The organism is Vibrio sp. 10N.261.46.E11, from assembly GCF_041472735.1.
Classification (GTDB): Bacteria; Pseudomonadota; Gammaproteobacteria; order Enterobacterales; family Vibrionaceae; genus Vibrio.
The window spans coordinates 1-18612 of sequence record NZ_JBFRQW010000006.1; the positions used below are offsets into that span (position 1 = coordinate 1).

15 protein-coding genes are annotated in these 18612 nt (G+C 45.1%); 3 read left to right on the forward strand and 12 right to left on the reverse strand.

What is annotated here, in order from left to right; translation table 11 throughout:
- Positions 1–204: 204 nt before the first annotated feature.
- Both AB4407_RS02770 and AB4407_RS02775 read left to right on the forward strand, forming a co-directional pair.
- Positions 205–432, forward strand: coding sequence for a PAS factor family protein (locus tag AB4407_RS02770; protein ID WP_004730426.1), 228 nt, complete (start codon positions 205–207; stop codon positions 430–432).
- Between the two features lie 236 nt (positions 433–668).
- On the forward strand, positions 669–851 hold the full coding sequence (locus tag AB4407_RS02775; RefSeq protein ID WP_017102586.1) for a hypothetical protein: 183 nt from the start codon (positions 669–671) through the stop codon (positions 849–851).
- Positions 852–1046: 195 nt separating this feature from the next.
- On the opposite strand, the gene AB4407_RS02780 is transcribed toward AB4407_RS02775, so the two are convergent.
- The 7 genes from AB4407_RS02780 to AB4407_RS02810 all read right to left on the reverse strand — a co-directional run bounded on the left by AB4407_RS02780 (position 1047) and on the right by AB4407_RS02810 (position 10627).
- The gene (locus AB4407_RS02780; protein ID WP_372118405.1) at positions 1047–2339 is read right to left on the reverse strand and encodes an alpha/beta fold hydrolase; all 1293 of its coding nucleotides are present in this window, start codon (positions 2337–2339) and stop codon (positions 1047–1049) included.
- 363 nt (positions 2340–2702) lie between these two features.
- Entirely contained in the window at positions 2703–3440 is a 738-nt protein-coding gene (locus tag AB4407_RS02785; RefSeq protein ID WP_372118408.1) for a DUF3726 domain-containing protein, read from the reverse strand.
- On the reverse strand, positions 3437–5251 hold the full coding sequence (locus AB4407_RS02790; RefSeq protein WP_371706968.1) for a hypothetical protein: 1815 nt from the start codon (positions 5249–5251) through the stop codon (positions 3437–3439). Before AB4407_RS02790 ends, AB4407_RS02785 begins: the two co-directional genes overlap by 4 nt.
- Positions 5252–5523: 272 nt before the next feature.
- Entirely contained in the window at positions 5524–7131 is a 1608-nt protein-coding gene (locus AB4407_RS02795; RefSeq protein ID WP_372118411.1) for a BCCT family transporter, read from the reverse strand.
- Positions 7132–7362: 231 nt separating this feature from the next.
- Positions 7363–8358 carry a membrane dipeptidase gene (locus AB4407_RS02800; protein WP_372118413.1) on the reverse strand — a complete coding sequence of 332 codons (996 nt, stop codon included), beginning with the start codon at positions 8356–8358 and terminating at the stop codon, positions 7363–7365.
- Positions 8359–8568: 210 nt separating this feature from the next.
- Positions 8569–10029, reverse strand: coding sequence for an aldehyde dehydrogenase family protein (locus AB4407_RS02805; protein ID WP_372118415.1), 1461 nt, complete (start codon positions 10027–10029; stop codon positions 8569–8571).
- Between the two features lie 199 nt (positions 10030–10228).
- Positions 10229–10627 (reverse strand): RidA family protein, encoded by a 399-nt coding sequence (locus AB4407_RS02810; RefSeq protein ID WP_029224053.1) that lies wholly within the window; start codon positions 10625–10627, stop codon positions 10229–10231.
- Positions 10628–10784: 157 nt separating this feature from the next.
- Here AB4407_RS02810 and AB4407_RS02815 point away from each other — a divergent pair, with 157 nt between their 5' ends.
- Complete coding sequence (locus AB4407_RS02815; RefSeq protein WP_372118418.1) at positions 10785–11666, forward strand: LysR substrate-binding domain-containing protein; 882 nt, start codon at positions 10785–10787, stop codon at positions 11664–11666.
- 241 nt (positions 11667–11907) lie between these two features.
- Here the strand turns inward: AB4407_RS02815 and AB4407_RS02820 are convergent, their stop codons facing one another.
- The 5 genes from AB4407_RS02820 to AB4407_RS02840 form a co-directional block, all read right to left on the reverse strand.
- On the reverse strand, positions 11908–12456 hold the full coding sequence (locus AB4407_RS02820; protein ID WP_372118421.1) for an RNA-binding S4 domain-containing protein: 549 nt from the start codon (positions 12454–12456) through the stop codon (positions 11908–11910).
- A 117-nt stretch (positions 12457–12573) separates the two neighbouring features.
- Positions 12574–14226 (reverse strand): microcin C ABC transporter ATP-binding protein YejF, encoded by a 1653-nt coding sequence (yejF, locus tag AB4407_RS02825; RefSeq protein WP_372118424.1) that lies wholly within the window; start codon positions 14224–14226, stop codon positions 12574–12576.
- Between the two features lie 9 nt (positions 14227–14235).
- Positions 14236–15258 carry an ABC transporter permease gene (locus AB4407_RS02830; RefSeq protein WP_372118426.1) on the reverse strand — a complete coding sequence of 341 codons (1023 nt, stop codon included), beginning with the start codon at positions 15256–15258 and terminating at the stop codon, positions 14236–14238.
- A 31-nt stretch (positions 15259–15289) separates the two neighbouring features.
- Positions 15290–16378, reverse strand: coding sequence for a microcin C ABC transporter permease YejB (locus AB4407_RS02835; RefSeq protein WP_004730359.1), 1089 nt, complete (start codon positions 16376–16378; stop codon positions 15290–15292).
- Positions 16379–16390: 12 nt separating this feature from the next.
- Positions 16391–18286: an extracellular solute-binding protein gene (locus tag AB4407_RS02840; RefSeq protein ID WP_372118429.1), complete on the reverse strand. Its 1896-nt coding sequence runs from the start codon at positions 18284–18286 to the stop codon at positions 16391–16393.
- Positions 18287–18612 lie beyond the last annotated feature (326 nt).

An 18612-nucleotide genomic window follows, 5' to 3' on the forward strand; every position in this document is an offset into this window, starting at 1 on the left:
CTTAAGTGAACGGCATTAGACCAGCGTGTCTCCTTTTCTTTGTTATCAAACTGACACTCTCAACGATTGAGACCACAACACAATTATAACTAACTGATTACACAATTAAGCAGAGCTGCACACAATGCGATCAATCTCGCAGAACAAATACAGTACCAGGTGCATAATACGCAAAATTTTATAAAGGTGCAGCAGAGGACAGATATGGATACAACTACACTCATCTACGATACATTGGAAGGTCTGTCGAGCGCAAAGCCACAGCAACACGCTCAAATCCGCCAAAATCTATATAACCAATTAGATTTATCATTTGAGAAGCAGTTGGCTTTGTATTCATCAGTTCTTGGTCCAGCAAGTGCTGGTAGATTGACCGATTTGGATAGCGCAGTGATGTCTGCACGCAAGATTGTTGGCTTAGAAAACAGCTAAACAATCTTCAACCGCTCTCAACTTTAACGCTGCCATTGTGCAGCGTTTTTTTATGGACGCTATTTACGATAAGGACGGTTGGTTACGATAAGTACGGTTAAGTGCAGTTGGGCCTGTTTTTCAAGCTACACGCATTCTCATTTGGTTAATCTTATGTTCCATTTTTAACAGGTGTGCAACCTCAACAATGGCGCTAATGTTAGTAGCACGTTAACCACACATCGGATTGAAGAATCATGAGAGTACTTATTGAATATACACAAACAGGCAAATACCGTGATCATGCGTGGGAAGCACTAACTATTCGTTCCAAGGGCGAAGTTCAAGCTGTGACTCCCTCTTATGCGGCTCAACTTATCGAACAGAACCGCGCCAGCTTATCGACTACCGAAAATCAAGATATCGTCATCCAACCATAATGAGTTTAGGAACTATCCCTCCCGGTTCTTAAACTCTCTATTTTACTCGCTTTAGTAATCAATACGATACTGAGTAAAACAGAGTTTGATGACATAAAAAAAACGCTGCACGGATGCAGCGTTTTCTTGTTTCTAGCGTATCTTATTCCTAACGTAGATAGCTTCTAACGTAGATAACCTACGCAGAGAGTTTGACTATTTTGGCAGGTTCTCTAACGCTTCGACCATCGTCATTAATTTATCTACAATTCGTTCACCATCGACTCTCAAGCCATTGTGTTCATACTCGTTAGTGATCCACGCTTTTGAGTTTGGAATGTTCGCTAGCGTTTCACGGCTGTAATCCAGCTCTACATACATGTCATCCGCGTAAACTGCGCATGCCATTGGAACCGTATTCTTACTCAGCTGCTCTGCGTTGTACAAAGAGCCCCAGTCCGACTTCTCGGCCAACATATTTGCCGCTTCACGTAATGGCTTCAGCGTTTCTAGTTGGTCGAACATCCATGGGTACACCATTTCTCCGGTAAACCAGAACTCGCTACCCGATTGGTAGTTAAAGTGTGGGTACTGCTCGCGTACTCGGTGTGCAGACCAGTTAGACGCTGCACCTTGGCAGTAAATCGATTCATGCAAAATAGCGTAGATTGGGTTCGTTAGGTAGCCCTGCTCTTGCTGCATTTGATTTAAGAAGCTATAGCTCAGCTGCTTGCTTCCGTTCACTTCAACAAACGCACTCTCCAGTGTGAAATACATTGGAAGGTTTGCTTCGCCGCCACCAAGATTAATACCGATCAACTGGAACTGTTCAACGGTAAACACCTGACCGTTTGGCAATCTCACATCATTGTTAAGCAGGTAATCAGAGATCTCACGACACATAACTTGCGCTTGTGGGAACTGAGCAAAGAAGGCTCTGTTTTTGTCTTCTACACGCTTGTAAGTCGCACGATAAACATCGTCAGCTTCGCGCTCAATAGACGGAATGCCGCCCGTCACATAACAACGCTGCAAGCTCTGTGGGAACAGTGACAAATAGCTCAAGGTGCAGAAACCACCAAAGCTTTGACCAATCGTCGACCATTGCTTAATACCAAACTGTTCACGAATCGCTTCAGCGTCACGAACGATGTTATCCGCTCTGAAATGCGTTAAATAGTCGACTTGTTGTTCTGGAGACAGATGGGCCAATGTTTCATGGCTGATCACGGTGCTATTGCCAGTACCACGTTGGTCTAGAAGCAGAACACGGTAGTTTTGCAATGCACGCTTTAGCCAACCTGATTGACCACTAACACGCGGAGATGGAAAGCCTGGGCCGCCCTGAAAGTAGATAAGCCACGGCAGCTCTTGCGCATCTTTAGCGAGATCAACCAGTTCACGTGCGAAGACTTGGATCTGTTGTCCATCTTTTGCTTGATAGTCGAGTGGCAACTCAAACGAGTGCTGACGATACAGGGTGGTTCCATCAATAAAGTTAGCTTGCACGCTTCATTCCTTTTTATCTGATTCTAAAGTCATCGGTACGAATAAAAACGGCGCCCGTTGGCACCTTCCTTAGCAAGATACGCATACTAGCTTGTAAATGAAACCGTTTGTTGAACCTGAATGTGAAGGTACTTCATTAAATCGCCCAATTAGCTTTATACGCGTAACAACTTGTTTCAAAACAGGAGGCTTAAGGGGCGGTCTATTGAGAGAAATGATGAAAACGGGAGACAAATAAAAAGAGCTTAACGAGGTGAGGATACGTTAAGCTCTTTGGTTTTATCTGTGTTGATAAACTAACTGGCTTACTCGCTGTTAATCTATCGAACCTGTTAGTTCTAATGAACCTATTAAATCTAGCGACTACGAAGCCGTCAGTTCACCGGCACCTTGAGTCGAGCGTTCGCTGCTCTGAACTAGGATTGCGGTAGCGGTCTCTTTCAGTGCCGCCCACTCCCCATCATCAACTTCAATGCCATCGTTCCACGCTTTCTCTTGAGTTTTAAAAAGCGCTTCTGATTCAATGTGTGTTTGGTAGCCATCTGACAAACGTTCGATATCGAAATCCTGGACGGAAAGTTCGATGGTCATATTGTGGATATGTTCGTACGATGCCAGTGGCAAATCTGATAAAAACAGTTCTGGAGCAACGCAACCACGATTAAGCACATACAAAGTGCTCTTAGGGTTAGAGCCGTTATCCCAACGTGCCATGCACGCAATACCTTTCGCAGCTAACTTTACAAGCTCGCTGTACGCCAACCAACGGTTGTGGCAGTTATTTAACTCAATTTTCAGCATCTTTTTGCCGACCATTTTTTCAATGGCGTAATCGATAACCACAGGAAGGTGACACGCTAAGCTCGCCTTGTGCAGGTCGACTTCAACAGCGTTATCGCTGCGCACTTGAATGTCTACAGGGCAATCGTCTTCTAACCCCATAAAGTTGCTCGCATTGTTAAAATGACGAACACCATCCAAACCCACCATTTGTAAATCTGCCACCATGTTCGCTATCACATCGGCTTCACCACATGTACGACGCATACCCAAAAAGGCTTTATTAACGGCCGCTACCAGTTCATTGTGAGAAACGATCATAACGATTTACCTCCATGTTGAGCGTTGATATGTGTAGTAGCTTTTTGTGAGTCAGCGAGCTCCGCTTCACTTGGTGCTTCACTTGGTAAGACTGGGAACACCCATTCGTCCTGATGAATTTCATCAAGCAGTGGCGCACCTTGGAAAAACGTCACTCGTACCCAACGATCTGAGCGAGGATCAAATTTAGTCGCACCAAACATTGCTAGCTTACAACGCAGTAAGTGCATTGGTGGCGAATCTTGATGCAGCACATTCATTTGAATGTCACCCATCGCTTTGTTACCTAGCGTCCACACACGGCGCGCAATTGCACGGTGTTGCGGCTGTTTAACAAGGAATTCGGCCAATGAAAGCTCAGGCGCAAATTGCAATAAAGCATGGTACAAACGATAAGCTTGACGGCCAATATCCAACGGCAATTCACGCTCTTCACCTAGCTCTTCACCTCGAACACCGAGTCTTGGCTCTTCTTTGTCTTGAGAGCGATACCAGAACCAGTAGTTGTTTTCTGCTTTAGTAAAGTCGGTCGTGATCGCCCAACGGTACTTTTCTTCTAGTACAACCAGAAGGTCTTGAATCTTTTTGCCGCTAGGAAGCGACAGTGTTTCGCTGCAATTCATTTGCTCTTGATGGGCGTCCACTAATTCTGGGTACAATTCCATCAAACATGAGATAAGGATTTCTTGGGCTTCCATACTCATTTGCTTAGATTGCTCGACTAACTGCGACCATGTATCGCACAGGCTGACAGAAGCTTCTAATGATTGTTCTGTGTGCTTCAAATCATCAACAGCAGCTTTGTTCAGCTCTTGCTGTGTTTCATTGATGGTAACGACTTGTTCTAAATGACAAATCGCTTTTTTAACTAAGGTACGTAGTGGCTCGATCAACGCCGTATCAGTCTCACTGGACAACACGTCCGCCAATGCATGTTCACGGGTCGTCATCCACTGATCGACAATACTAGGGTGGTTAATAAGGTATGGCGCCATGCCTAAACCAGTTGCATTACCAACACCAAGGTAACGTTGTAATCCTCGATGCAAGGTAATCGCTTGTTCACCGCCCTGTTGTTCGGCTAGGTAATGAACCCAGTCTAAGCTGAACTCACGCAGCATATACACCGCACACATTTGCGCGCTAAACGACTGATTAAAATCTTCATTTTTCTCTAAGATTTTAAAATCAGCGATGCCAAATTTGCCATTACCATAAACGGCAGTGGTTCGCAGGATGTAGCCTACTTCAGCCAGTTCTTTGGGCGTTGGTTGAACACCTTTAGCCAGGTGACTCACGATATGTTCAAACACACGTACACTTTTGTTTGCACGCGCTAAAACAAGCACATTGTTAGGATTACGGCCGGCTTCTTGAAGCGGTACATTCGCACGAAGTCTTTCAAGTAGGGTGACATCAACATCACCAAGAACAAGCGCAAACGTTACGTCCCACTTTTCAGCAATTACACGGTCATTTCGTTCGTCATCTGCAATCTCATCGCAGAAAACAACCAAATGATAAACATGGTTTGGCGTCGCTAGCTTATAGATAACATGACCAAAACCCTGAGCGTCTAATTGCCACTCATGTTTCGTCACTTTCCATTCTTGCTGCGCCATTTTACGAATCAGAGTTCTAACGAAGCTGATACGTGTTTGGTGCATTGCACCTAGCCTTTCCGGTGCCATGACGACAGTCGCGTCACGTAGTGCTGATTCAGTGTAGGTAGAACGATGTGCATCCATTTTGCTCACCACCTTATAGTTATAGGATTTTGCTAGCCATTCAGAACCGATCGTTGCCATCATTTGAAGCATTCGTTTTTACAGTGTGTTGGTTAGCTTTCACGTTATTTGGGGTAAGTGAACTCACCCCTTATTATTTGTCCTGACTAGATCGATTGACCTAAATACGTGCCGCCCGGTGTATCTTCACCAGTACGGGTTTCCTCTTCCTTTCGGAATCTTGTGTCAGCCTTCTTTCAAAGGCTGACACCTTTTTTTCTCTTTCATTTTTAGAGAGCGTTTTCTCTACAGGCTGTTTTCTTTACAGACCCTGCTCTTTTATAAACTCGGCTCTTCTACAAACCCTGTTCTTTTGCCATCTTGATTGCGATTTGAGGCGCATTCCAAAGCGATGGCAGTAAGATTATGGACACCGGTACCGCTGTGATTACAATGAACGATTGCAGCGCAGAGATTCCGCCTGAACCTAGGGAAATCAGAATCAATGCAGTTACCCCCATCATCACACCCCAGAAAGTACGAATAATTGCGTTAGGCTCAGTCTCACCACTGACTACCACACTGATGGTGTAAGTCATCGAATCACCGGTCGTTACGATGAAGATCGTGGTTAAGATCAAGAACAGAATAGAGATAAGCATTGGCATAGGTAGCTGCTGAGTTACCGCCAGTAGCGCGCCTGGTAAGTTGAAGCCTTCGAACGCTTTACTTACGCTGCCTGGGTCTGCAATTTCAAACGCAAGGCCAGAACCGCCTACAATGGTGAACCAGAAACATGTTACAAACGGCGCAATAAGACTGATGGTTGATACCAATTGGCGAATACTACGACCGCGTGAAATACGTGCGATAAAGATTGCCATCATTGGGCCGTAACCTAAGAACCAACCCCAGAAGAACACTGTCCACCAGCTCAACCAACCTTCGTCACCACGGTATGTTGCCATTGGGATGAAGTTATCTATCATGCTGCCTACACCTTGGATGTAGCCATTGAAAATGAAGTTTGTTGGACCGAAGACCAGAATGTAGACCATCAATGCCATTGCTAAAATTACGTTGTAACGACTTAGCATTTGCATTCCGCGGTTGAGACCACTTAATGCCGACAATGTGTAAAGCACGATAGCGAACAAGATAATGATTAGCTGAGTTGTGAAGCCATCTGGAATACCAAACAGTTCATTCAGAGCGTAGCTGACTTGCAAGCCCAAGAAGCCAATCGGACCGATAGTACCCGCCGCTACAGCGACAATACAACATGCATCAATCAGTGCGCCGGTATGGCCTTTCAGTGCTCTTTCGCCCAAAACTGGGTAAAGCAAAATACGAGGTTTAAGAGGCAAGCCTTTGTCGTAGTGAAGGTGCATAACCACGATAGACGTTAAGCTGCCCACAATAGCCCATGCTAGGAAACCCCAGTGCATGAATGATTGTGATAAAGCATTCACTGCGCCTTGCTGTGCGTTTTCTTGTGCACCATACAACGGTGGTGGGTTAACGTAGTGTGCGATAGGCTCTGCTGCCGCCCAAAATACACCACCGCCCGCAAGTAGCGTACAGAAGATGATTGCCATCCAACGGAAGCCATCCATTTCAGGTTTCGCGATGCCGCCTAGGATAACCTTGCCTGTTCGCCCTGCCGCCAGGCCAAGACCAATAAGAAAAGTCAGAAGAAGAAGCATTTGCCAATAAGGGCCGAACACTTTTACCGACCAAGCAAAGCCTGTATTTACTAGGGTAGAGAGTAGCTCCCCATCAAACAAAGCAAGCGTTACGAACAGAGCGATAAAACCGCCGCTGTACCATAATGCTGGGTTGGTAAGTCCTAATTTGTCTGAAGTCGATTCAGACGGGTTTGTGTTACTTGTTTTGTTGCTTGCTGTGTGTGCTTGACCCGCATTTACGTTTGAAGATTTCACGCTATTGGTTAAATCAGACATACTCTGACTCCAGAGGTTTCTTTGCAGCTGTCATTTTAATGATGACTACAAGAGGTGTATTTAACACCTGCCCTATTGTTTTTTGTGTTGGGCAGGCTAATCCATGTTTGGGTTACCGCGTTGCGAAATAGACCGTTGTTCCTTTTGAATAGTGAAATTGGTAACAACAGCACTTCTAAATGAAGGTTAATTAGAAGGCTGCTAATTCGATGATTACTAGTGAGAAAGCACTTAACCCTTACTTTGAGGCTCTAGGCCATCTTTCAAGAAGTTAAACCAGTTTTCTCCCAAGACTTGCCCAGCTTCAGACTCGCTGAAACCATGACGCATCAATCCGTTATAAATATTTTCCATACCCGCACTACCACAGAACCAAGGCAACGCATCTGGCCAACCTGAGTTGTTCGCAGAGCCTTCACCGTAGTCCATTGCTTTAGACCAACGACCATTTCTCATCCATTCAAGAACGGCTTGAGGTTGGTTTAAGCATAGGTCACTACCAATACCTAGGTGTTCTACGCCAACCATGTCAGCGGTCGTCGCAACCATTTGGCAGAAATCTTCCAACGTACATTGGCTGCCATTTGGTAGGTGGAATGGGTACAAGCTGAATCCAATTAAGCCACCGCGTTCGGTTAGGGCTTTAATCACATCGTTTGATTTGTTTCGTAGTGCATCATGAGCAAACGTTGGGTTCGCGTGGCTGATACAAATAGGACGAGAAGACAGGTCAATCGCTTCAAGCGTTGAACGCTCCGCACTGTGAGACATATCGATGATCATGCCCACTCGGTTCATCTCTTCAATCGCTTGCTTACCAAAGCGCGTGATACCAGTGTCGTTCTTCTCGTAACAACCCGTCGCCAATAAGCTCTGGTTGTTGTAAGTAAGCTGCATGATCAAAAGACCTTGCTTGCGCATCACTTCGATAAGACCAATCTCATCGTCGATTGGAGAACAGTTTTGAGCACCAAGGAAAATGCCGACTTTGCCGGTCGCTTTTGCAGTTTCAACATCAGCCATTGAATGAATCGGTATGATAATGTCTGCATTCTGCTCGAATCTTAAGTTCCATTCTGCAAAGCGAGATAAGGTTTCACGAGCTGTCTCGTGGTAAACCGCGGTAGCGTGAACTGCTGTAATGCCGCTCGCCTTTAGTGTTTGGAAATATTCTCTGTTCCAATTGCAGTATTGCAATCCATCTATAACAATCCGTTGCTGGTACATAACCACTCCTATTGAAAGCTCAGTGTTCTAGCTCGGTTTTGAAAACACGCTCAAATAACATGTTTTCAAAAATGGGTTAAATCACTTGTCTAATTTCGTTTGCTGCTTTGGTTGGGATGTTGGCCTGACTCTGTGAATCAGGCCAATTCGATAGCTGGATAGCTAGAAACTTAATATCTTCAGCTATCCAACTCTTATATAGAAAGTTGATTAGTAAGGACGCTGGTAAGCTGTCTTCACTACTGTGTAGAACTCTTTCGCGTACTGACCTTGCTCACGAGGACCGAAGCTAGACTCTTTACGACCACCAAACGGTACGTGGTAGTCGGTGCCTGCTGTTGGTAGGTTCACCATCACACAACCTGTTTGCGCTTGTTGCTTGAACATTGCGCTAGTACGTAGGCTTTGAGTAATGATGCCGCCCGTTAGACCAAAGCGAGTATCGTTTGTTGTCGCGATAGCTTCTTCTAAGTCGGCTACACGAATCACGCTTGCCATTGGTGCAAACACTTCTTCTTGGTTCACTTCCCAATCGTTCTTAGTATTCAAGAACAGCGTTGGAGACATGTAGAAACCTTCGTGTTTCATGCTTAGGCGTTCGCCACCAAATGCTAGCTCACCGCCGCTTTGACGTGCTTTCTCAACCCAACCAAGGTTTGCTTCAAGTTGGTTACCATCGACAACAGGGCCCATGAATACGCCGTCTTCTAGTGCGTGACCCACTTTAAGCTCGCTCATACGTTTGATCAGTGCTTCAACGTATTGGTCGTGAATGCCATCCATAACCACTAGACGAGAAGATGCTGTACATTTTTGACCCGCGCCAGAGAACGAACCTGCGATAGTCGCATCAACAGCTGTTTGGATATCCGCATCATCAGCAACCACAAGTGCGTTCTTACTGCCCATTTCTAGTTGGCAACGAACGAAGTTTGGCGCTGTAGCAGCCGCAACCTTACGACCCGTATCAACCGAACCGGTAAAGCTCACACCGTTCACTTCTTTGGAGTTGATCAGTGCATCACCTACCGTTGAACCGCTACCTAGTACAAGGTTAAACGTACCTGCAGGGATACCTTGGCGGTGGATGATCTCAGTTAGTGCAACCGCACTTGCTGGTGTTAGGTTTGCTGGTTTCCAGATAACGCTGTTACCGAAAGCAAGCGCTGGAGCGATTTTCCAAGCAGCAGTCGCGGTCGGGAAGTTCCAAGGAGAGATGATGCCGATAACACCCACCGCTTCACGAGTCACTTCTACAGAAACGCCTGGGCGTACTGATTCTGCGTTGTCGCCAATTTGACGAAGCACTTCAGCCGCAAAGTACTGGAAGAACTGACCTGCACGGTAAATTTCGCCACGACCTTCAGCAAAAGGCTTACCTTCTTCACGAGAAAGTAACGTACCTAGCTCATCACAACGTGCAATCAGCTCATCACCGATTGCTTGAAGTACTGCTTGCTTACGTTCAATAGGCGTTTTTTCCCACTCTGGTTGAGCGTTCTTCGCCGCTGAAATCGCTTGTTGAACTTGGTCAGCACTTGCTTGTGCGAAGTTACCGATGTTTTCAGAAATATCTGATGGGTTAATGTTCGCAACGGTGCTTACACCCGCTTGCCATTCGCCGCCAATGTAAAGTGCGTTTTCTGCTTGAACATTCTGTAATTGAGTCATCATTCTGTCCTTGTAACGGTTAGGTTGCGGTTGAGTCTGGCAACCATCTGGTTAATTAACAAACTGTTAATATTCAGGTAATTAATTGCTAAAATAAGATGTATATTTTGTTTCTAAAGTGAACCAAGTCGCTTGTATCAATAAACCACTTCAATTTAAAAGAGTTTTGATCCGCAAATAGCCTTAGTTCACAGTCGAATTATTCAGGTTGAGACGCCGATGCGTAAACCACGAACTCAACCAACATTTCTTCTCTTGCTAACCCTGCAACGACGACCGCAGCACGGTTTGGATAAGGTGCATTGAAGTATTCTCCGTATACGCTGTTGACCGTTTTTAGATATTCACGGTCTGTCACGTAAATCAGAACTTGCAGCACTGAATCCATAGATTCGCCTGCACACTCCAACGTATGAACAAGGTTGTTAAAAGTCTGACGCGTTTGCGCTTCGATACCGCCTTCTACTACTGCGCCAGTTTCATCAATTGGAATCTGCGCTGTGTATAGAGTGCCGTTATTAACGATTGCCCACTCTAGTGGTGCTTTTGAAGCGAAAAGCTCGGTTTTTACTGGGTATTTTTTAGTTTGTGCGTTCACGATTCCATCCAACTTTGTAACAACTATGTTTCAAGATGGTTAAATACTGCACCTTGACGGCTGATAAATCTAACGGTAAATTTTGTGCATTTGATAAATAAAATCTATCACCTTTCAAAAAGTAAGGTATAGCAAGGGCTAGAGAAGGATTAGTGCCATGAGTATTAAGCTACAACAGTTAAAACATTTTGTTTTAGTGGTCGAAGAAGGCGGATTTCGAGCAGCATCTCACCGTGCAAATCGATCGCAAGCGGCACTTTCTACGTCGATAAAAGAGCTAGAAAAAATACTTGGCCAGCCACTGTTTGAAACAGGCAACAAATCAACGCTGACACCTTTCGGGGAAATATGCCTGCCAAAAATCATTCAATTCCTGAATGTTTACAAGGCATTAGACAATGACCTGCGCGCAGCCGCGGCAGGACAACAAGGAAGAGTTCGAATAGCGAGCGTGCCATCGGTCGCCGCAAAACTAATCCCTAGCGTTTTAGGGGCTTTTTGTGAGCAGTACCCTAATGTAGAAGTCAGCTTGATTGATGATAATGCGGCAGGTGTGGAAGCGAGATTATTGTCTGGAGAGGTGGACGTTGCCCTCGGAAATAGCTCCCATTTAGAAGAAGAGAGTATCGACTTCACGCCTTTACTTTCCGATCCTATCGGTGTGGTCTGCCTCAAAGACAACCCTATCGCCTCTCAACGAGAGGGAATTGAATGGCAAACTTTGTTAAAACAACCCTTCATTCGCAACGGGACTTGTACCCTACTTGACCCAACACCTGCACGAATGCTCAGCGAACAAGCTTTGTATTCAGTAGAGAACATTACTTCCCTGTTTTCGGTGTTAGAGCTTGGGATAGGCGTGACCACGCTGCCTAAACTGGCTTTCCCAACCAATGAAACCCGCTTGGTGTGGGTTCCGCTAATTGACCCACCCTTGCAACGACAAATCGGCATTTTCAGACTGTCTGATCGTACGATCTCGCCACAAGCTCAAGCCTTCCACGATTTGTGTATTCAATATCTGAGTTATGAAGACTAAGAAGTGAATATCGCCAACCTGAAGAGCCCCACTCTGAAAAAATTCTGTTCTTGTACCAGATTGGTTTAGGTTTAATTTGGCGATACAAAAAAGGCTCACTAGCTAGTGAGCCTTTGATATCTGCGTAACGTAAAACCTAGGTCTAACGTTGCTTGGTGTTCACACAAATAATTTTAAAAAATTTCGTTTTAAAAGAATAGTTTTAGAAAAGCAGTTTAGAGCCGTAATTTAGAGATCTAGTTTAGAAGAATTCAATCGAGTTACGGCCGCTTTTATCGTCACGTGTTGGCTTTGGCGTATCCGCTTTCTTTTTCGGTTTGTTTTCTTTCTTCTTCTCTTTTTTCTCTTTCTTTGGTTCAGCCGTTGCGCTTAGCATTTCTGCTTTGCTTTTCTTAGATTCTTTCTTCTTAGAATCCTTTTTAGACTGACCTTTCTTCGCCTTGTTGTCTTTTTTAGGCGCGTCTTTCTTTTTCGGCTTTTCTGATTCTTCTTGTACTGGTTGATCACACACCACTACATAGTATTCTTGGTTGAATTCAAAGAAGTCACCATCGTACATTTTGCGACGCTTACGCGTTTCTAGCTCACCATTTACCGCTACGTAGCCTTCAGAGATGATGTGTTTAGCTTCACCGCCACCACTCACTAGGTTAGCAATTTTAAACACCTTGTAGAGTTCGATTGGCTGTGATGAAACATCAATACCAATTGCTTCGATTTCAATCTCTTCGCCTTCTTCGCCCAGCTCTTGGCCTTCGTAATCAGCGTCTTCGTAATGTTCTTGGTCCATGGTGACCTCTACCTAAATATGTACTTCTGGAATATTGGGCGCAGTGTAATCGTAAAACAAGTAAATGACCATGTTGAATTCAACCAGAGTTCACTTGTTTTAAACAAACTCCCCACGCTATAAAGCCCCACCAACATTCGAGAGGCTCACCAGTTGTTTAGTGTATTCATGTTGCGGATTGCCGAATAAGGTTTCCGTATCGCCCTTCTCTATCACCTCTCCGGCTTTCACCACTATCGTGTAATGACATAGGGATTTCACGACATTCAAATCATGGCTAATGAACAGATAAGTCAGGCCATACTTTTCTTGTAATGACTTCAGTAAGTCTAGGACTTGCGCTTGTACCGTTCTGTCAAGTGACGATGTTGGTTCATCGAGCAGTATAAACTCTGGCTTAAGGATCAGAGCACGAGCAATCGCAATACGCTGCCTTTGACCGCCCGAAAACTCATTCGGATATCGGTAACGAGTTTCAGGGTCTAGGTCGACCTCTTTCATTACATCGCAGATGCGTTGGTCGAGTTCAGTGTCGTCCAATTGTTGATGTACTAACAAGCCTTCGCCAATCACTTGCGCGACCGACATTCTCGGATTTAGCGCAGAAAACGGGTCTTGAAAGACCACTTGCATACGGCTTCGAAACGGTAGCATCTGTTGACGGTTTAAGCCTTGAATTTGTTCGTCAGCGTAGGTAATTGAACCTTCACTCTCCACCAACTTCAATATCGCCATACCGGTTGTTGATTTACCAGAGCCACTCTCACCGACTAGGCCGATGGAATGCCCTTTCTTCAGGGTGAACTCCATATCGGTGACGGCTTTCACATGCGAAATGGTTCGCTTGAACAGACCGCCAGTAATCGGGAACCAAACACGCAGTTGGTTTACATCAAGCAGAGGTTTGCTTTCTGGTGATACGGGAACAGGTAAACCTTTTGGGTCGGAATTGATGAGCTTTTGAGTGTAAGGGTGAGCAGGCGCGTTAAACAGCGTTTTACAGTCGTTACTTTCAACTAAGCGACCATCTTTCATTACCGCAACCCTATCGGCAATTTTACGAACAATACTCAAATCATGGGTGATGAAAAGCATCGCCATACCCAGCTCTTGCTGCAAGTCTTTTAGGAGGTCGAGGATCTGCGCTTGTACCGATACATCCAATGCGGTTGTCGGCTCATCAGCGATAAGTAGCTCAGGTTCGTTGATTAGTGCCATTGCGATCATCACGCGTTGACGCTCTCCACCAGACAACTCATGCGGGTAGGCTGAAATCTTTTGCTCTGGGTATCGAATGCCAACCTTTGAAAGCCACTCTATCGCCAAGGCTTGCGCTTTATTGGTTCGCATTCCTCGGTGAATAGAAAGAGTTTCAACCAGTTGCTTGCCGACTCGATGAAGTGGATTAAGCGAAACCATAGGCTCTTGGAAGATCATTCCAATACGGCCGCCACGAATCCCGCGCAGCTGTCTTTCAGAACAACTCAGGATATCGGTACCAGAGAAGTTAATCTTACCGTTTAAGTAGTGCGACGAACCTTTAGGCAAAAGTTTTAGAATCGAGTTAGCTGTAACCGATTTACCGGAGCCACTCTCGCCCACCAGCGCGAGTGTCTCACCTTTGTATATCTCCAACGAGACATCTTGCGTCACTTGTTCTATCGAGTCTTTACGCCCGAAACCGACAGACAATTCATCTATGGTCAGAACTGGAGATACATTAGAAGCCTCTGCTGTTGACCCTGAAGTAGGAGCTGTATTTGAAGTCATAACTTATCCTTACTTCTGTTGATGTGGGTCGAAGGCGTCACGTACTGCTTCACCCACGAAGACGAGCAATGTAAGCATCAGTGAAAGCACGACGAAAGCAGAGATACCAAGCCAAGGCGCTTGTAAGTTCGCTTTACCTTGCGTTAAAAGCTCACCTAATGAAGGCGAACCCGCAGGAAGACCAAAGCCCAAGAAGTCTAACGAAGTCAGTGTGGTTACCGAACCAGACAAGATAAACGGCATCATGGTTAACGATGCAACCATCGCATTGGGCAGCATGTGACGAAGCATAATGCGTTTGTCGTCAACACCCATAGCCTGCGCGGCACGCACATAATCGAAATTTCGACAGCGTAAGAATTCAGCACGAACAATACCCACCAAACTCATCCAACTGAACAACACCATAATCCCAAGCAGCCACCAGAAATTCGGCTCAATAAAGCTCGATAGAATGATCAGTAAGAACAGGGTCGGCATACCAGACCACACTTCAATGAAGCGTTGTCCGAATAGATCAACCCAACCACCGTAGTAACCTTGTGTTGCACCGACGACGACACCTATCACGCTCGATACAATCGTCAGAATAAAACCAAATAGAACGGAAATACGGAAGCCATAAATGATGCGAGCTAGTACATCTCGCCCTTTATCATCGGTTCCCAGCCAATTCACAGAATCAGGTTCAGATGGCACCGCACCTGAAATATCGAAGTTTATCGTGTCGTAGCTAAACGGAATGATTGGCCACACGATGTAACCGCTGTCTTCAATGAGCTCAATAACATACGGGTCTTTATAGTCAGCTTCAGTTTCAAATTCTCCACCAAACTCCGTCTCGGCGTATTCATTGATAACAGGCACAAACCACTGATTATCATAAGAAACCAAGAGTGGCTTATCGTTGGCGATGATCTCAGCGAACAGGCTCAATCCAAACAAAATGGTAAATATCCAAAGGGAGATAAAACCACGCTTGTTTGCTTTAAAACGTAACCAACGAGCTTCAGCTAAAGGGTTGTTAAACATTTATTATCAATACCTTGTTATTCGTTCGCCATTAACGCGCTTCAAAATCAATTCGAGGATCAACCCAGGTATACGTCAGGTCGGAGATAATGCTCAGCACCAAGCCAAGTAAGGTCATGATATAGAGAGAGCTGAACACCACGGGATAATCACGTTGAATGGTCGATTCAAAGCCAAGTAAGCCAATGCCTTCGAGTGAAAACATCACTTCAATCAACATAGATCCCGTGAAGAAAATACTAATAAATGCGCTTGGGAAACCCGCAATAATGATCAGCATGGCATTACGGAAAACGTGCTTATAAAGAATGCTGCTCTCATCCAAACCTTTCGCGCGCGCGGTCACCACATATTGCTTATTGATTTCATCAAGGAAGGAGTTTTTGGTCAGCATGCTGAGTGTGGCAAAGCCGCCGATGACCATCGCAAAAATAGGTAAGGCTAAGTGCCAGAAGTAGTCGCCAATTTGTTGATACCAGTTGAGCTGATCAAAGTTACTCGACACCAAGCCACGCAATGGGAACCAACTGAAGTAGTTACCACTTGCGAATAAAATAATCAGGATTATTGCAAACAGGAAGCCCGGCACCGCATAACCGACAATCACCACCGCACTCGACCAAATATCAAAGCGAGAACCGTGATGTATCGCCTTCATAATGCCTAAGGGTATCGAAATCACATAGATGATTAACGTACTCCACAACCCCAAGGAAATGGAGACAGGTAAACGCTCAATGATCAAATCAATCACGTTACCGCCCTTAAACAGGCTTTCACCAAAGTTAAAGGTCGCGTAATTTTTCAACATATCAAAGTAGCGAACGTGGATCGGCTTATCAAAACCAAACTGCTTTTTGATCTCTTCAACCACTTCAGGATCAAGCCCACGAGAGCCTTTATAGCCACTGGCAGACGCTTGGTCACTTTCGCTTAAATCAACTTCTTGTCCACCACCAGAAAAGCGCTCCATGATGCCAGAGTTATGCCCTTCTAATTGAGCAACGGCTTGTTCTACCGGACCTCCAGGCGCAATCTGGATGATGAAGAAGTTGATGGTGATGATCGCCCACAATGTGGGGATCACCAACAATAAACGTCGAAATATATACGCGGCCATGCTAACTAACTCCTAGCGACGTTTTTCAGGAAGCAATGCCGCCTTCTCTTCTGAAATCCACCATGTATCGATACCTAAATCGTATTTAGGCAATACATCTGGACGCTCAAACTTGTCCCACATTGCTACGCGATATTCACCAACGTGCCATTGAGGAATGTTGTAGAAATTCCACTGCAATACTCGGTCTAGCGAACGACCTAGAGTCAGAAGCTTTTCTGGATTCTGTTGATTGCTCGCGATTTGTTCTGTTAACGCGTCAACCACTGGATCCATCACACCTGCAGTATTGTAAGTAGAATCAATGTAGTTAGAGTTCCACACAATCATTAAGTTCGGGCTAGGATAAGGGTTTGCAGAAAATGACGAAGAGACCATATCGAAATCACGGTCACGAAGACGCTTGATGTACTGAGTGGTATCTATGGTACGTATCTTCATCTCGATACCCATGCGCTTGAGATTCTTCTGAACAGGCGTTGCAATACGCTCTGTGGTTGGGCTGTAAATCAACAACTCAAATGACATCGGCTTGCCCGTCTTTTCGTTGGTCATCACTTTGTCTTTCAGCACCCAACCCGCTTCTTTCAAGAGCTTGAAAGCAGTACGCATCTGGCTACGAATACGACCGCTACCATCGGTGACTGGTGGTTGGAATTCTTCGGTAAACACTCGCGGAGGAATCTGATCTTTGTACTGAGACAACAACTCTACTTCAGCTTCGCTTGGCAAGCCTTTCGATTCATAGTCGGTGTTTTGGAAGTAACTACGAGTGCGTTTGTACTGACCATAGAACATGTTCTTGTTCATCCACTCAAAGTCCATCGCATAGGTTAACGCTTCACGCACCTTAGGGTCAGAGAACACCGGAGATTGAATGTTGAAGACAAAACCTTGAGCCGTTTCAGGCTTCTCGTGGTTGATCTCTTCTTTAATGATGTAGCCTTTATCGAAGTTCACGCCCGTGTATGAATTGGCCCAGAACTTAGCCGAGTTCTCGGTTCGAAGATCGAACTCCCCTGCTTTAAAGGCTTCCAGCATTACCGTGTCGTCACGGTAGTAATCGTACTGCACTTCTTTGAAGTTATTACGACCAATATTGACTGGCAGATCCGCAGCCCAGTAATTTTCATCTAAACCGTAAGTCACGCTTTGACCCGATTTATAGCTGATAATCTTATAGGGACCACTGCCGACTGGCGGCTCACTTAGAGGCTCAGACAGCTTTTTATCTTTCCAATAATGCTCTGGCAATACACGAGTGCCTTGGGCAAAGCTGAACAACTTCTCGCGGTTTGGCTTATCCATCTCAATACGAACAACCAAATCAGAGACAGCCGTCACAGACTCGATTTCTTTGTAATACACGCGATATTGAGGCACTCCTTCTTTTGAAAACTTATCAAAGGTGAAGGCAACATCATGAGCCGTGATTGGTTTTCCATCTTGGAATTTAGCATTTGGGTTGATGTCGATTTCCATCCAAGTGAAATCACTGGCGTAGCGAACCTTTGAAGCAATCAATGGATAGTACGCATCAATCTCGTCGCTCGGAGAAAACATCAAGGTATCGTAAATCTCTCCGGTATAACTTGCAGCAACGCCGCGGGAACCGAATCGATTAAAGCTATCATAGGTACCTATGCTGCCATAGGTCACTTTGCCCTGCTTTGGCGCATCAGGATTAACGTAATCAAAGTGAGTAAAATCGGCTGGATATTTTGCTTCACCAAAACCAACCAATTGTGTAGTTTCAATAACGGTGACAGCAGGAGTTGATTGGGTACCAGAAGCGTAAGTAACGGAGGGGTGTAAAACAATAAGCGGCAGCATAACTGCACAGGGCTTTAAATTAGACCTGAAAAACTGAGTGCGCTGCGAGGCTTTGCGTCGAAAAACTGTTCCCATTTGACTCTCCCTTCAAATGTTATGAATTCGATATTCAAGTTGATTAATCGGCTTTGAATGCATGCCGTTAAAACAAGTATAGGTTCAAATCTAACATCATGTAATAACTAATAAAACCATCAGCACTTCATCTCTGACGGTTTATTTACAAATTACTCGTCACCGCTCGAAACTATTGGATGCAGTTAACGCTGATCGCTTTGATTCCTTAATTAGCTTGGTGGTGTTGGAAAGGACGGGGTAAGGAAGAAGCACGGAGATTGCTCTAGCGTGAATGACATAAACCTCCACAGTTTAGATTCCCTTTGATTCGCTTTGATTCGCTT

Coding starts and splice junctions, on each gene's coding strand:
- AB4407_RS02770 (WP_004730426.1), top strand. CDS start 205: ATGGATACAACTACACTCATCTACGATACATTGGAAGGTCTGTCGAGC.
- AB4407_RS02775 (WP_017102586.1), top strand. CDS start 669: ATGAGAGTACTTATTGAATATACACAAACAGGCAAATACCGTGATCAT.
- AB4407_RS02785 (WP_372118408.1), bottom strand. CDS start 3,440: ATGATCGTTTCTCACAATGAACTGGTAGCGGCCGTTAATAAAGCCTTT.
- AB4407_RS02790 (WP_371706968.1), bottom strand. CDS start 5,251: ATGATGGCAACGATCGGTTCTGAATGGCTAGCAAAATCCTATAACTAT.
- AB4407_RS02795 (WP_372118411.1), bottom strand. CDS start 7,131: ATGTCTGATTTAACCAATAGCGTGAAATCTTCAAACGTAAATGCGGGT.
- AB4407_RS02800 (WP_372118413.1), bottom strand. CDS start 8,358: ATGTACCAGCAACGGATTGTTATAGATGGATTGCAATACTGCAATTGG.
- AB4407_RS02805 (WP_372118415.1), bottom strand. CDS start 10,029: ATGACTCAATTACAGAATGTTCAAGCAGAAAACGCACTTTACATTGGC.
- AB4407_RS02815 (WP_372118418.1), top strand. CDS start 10,785: ATGAGTATTAAGCTACAACAGTTAAAACATTTTGTTTTAGTGGTCGAA.
- AB4407_RS02820 (WP_372118421.1), bottom strand. CDS start 12,456: ATGGACCAAGAACATTACGAAGACGCTGATTACGAAGGCCAAGAGCTG.
- yejF (WP_372118424.1), bottom strand. CDS start 14,226: ATGACTTCAAATACAGCTCCTACTTCAGGGTCAACAGCAGAGGCTTCT.
- AB4407_RS02830 (WP_372118426.1), bottom strand. CDS start 15,258: ATGTTTAACAACCCTTTAGCTGAAGCTCGTTGGTTACGTTTTAAAGCA.
- AB4407_RS02835 (WP_004730359.1), bottom strand. CDS start 16,378: ATGGCCGCGTATATATTTCGACGTTTATTGTTGGTGATCCCCACATTG.
- AB4407_RS02840 (WP_372118429.1), bottom strand. CDS start 18,286: ATGGGAACAGTTTTTCGACGCAAAGCCTCGCAGCGCACTCAGTTTTTC.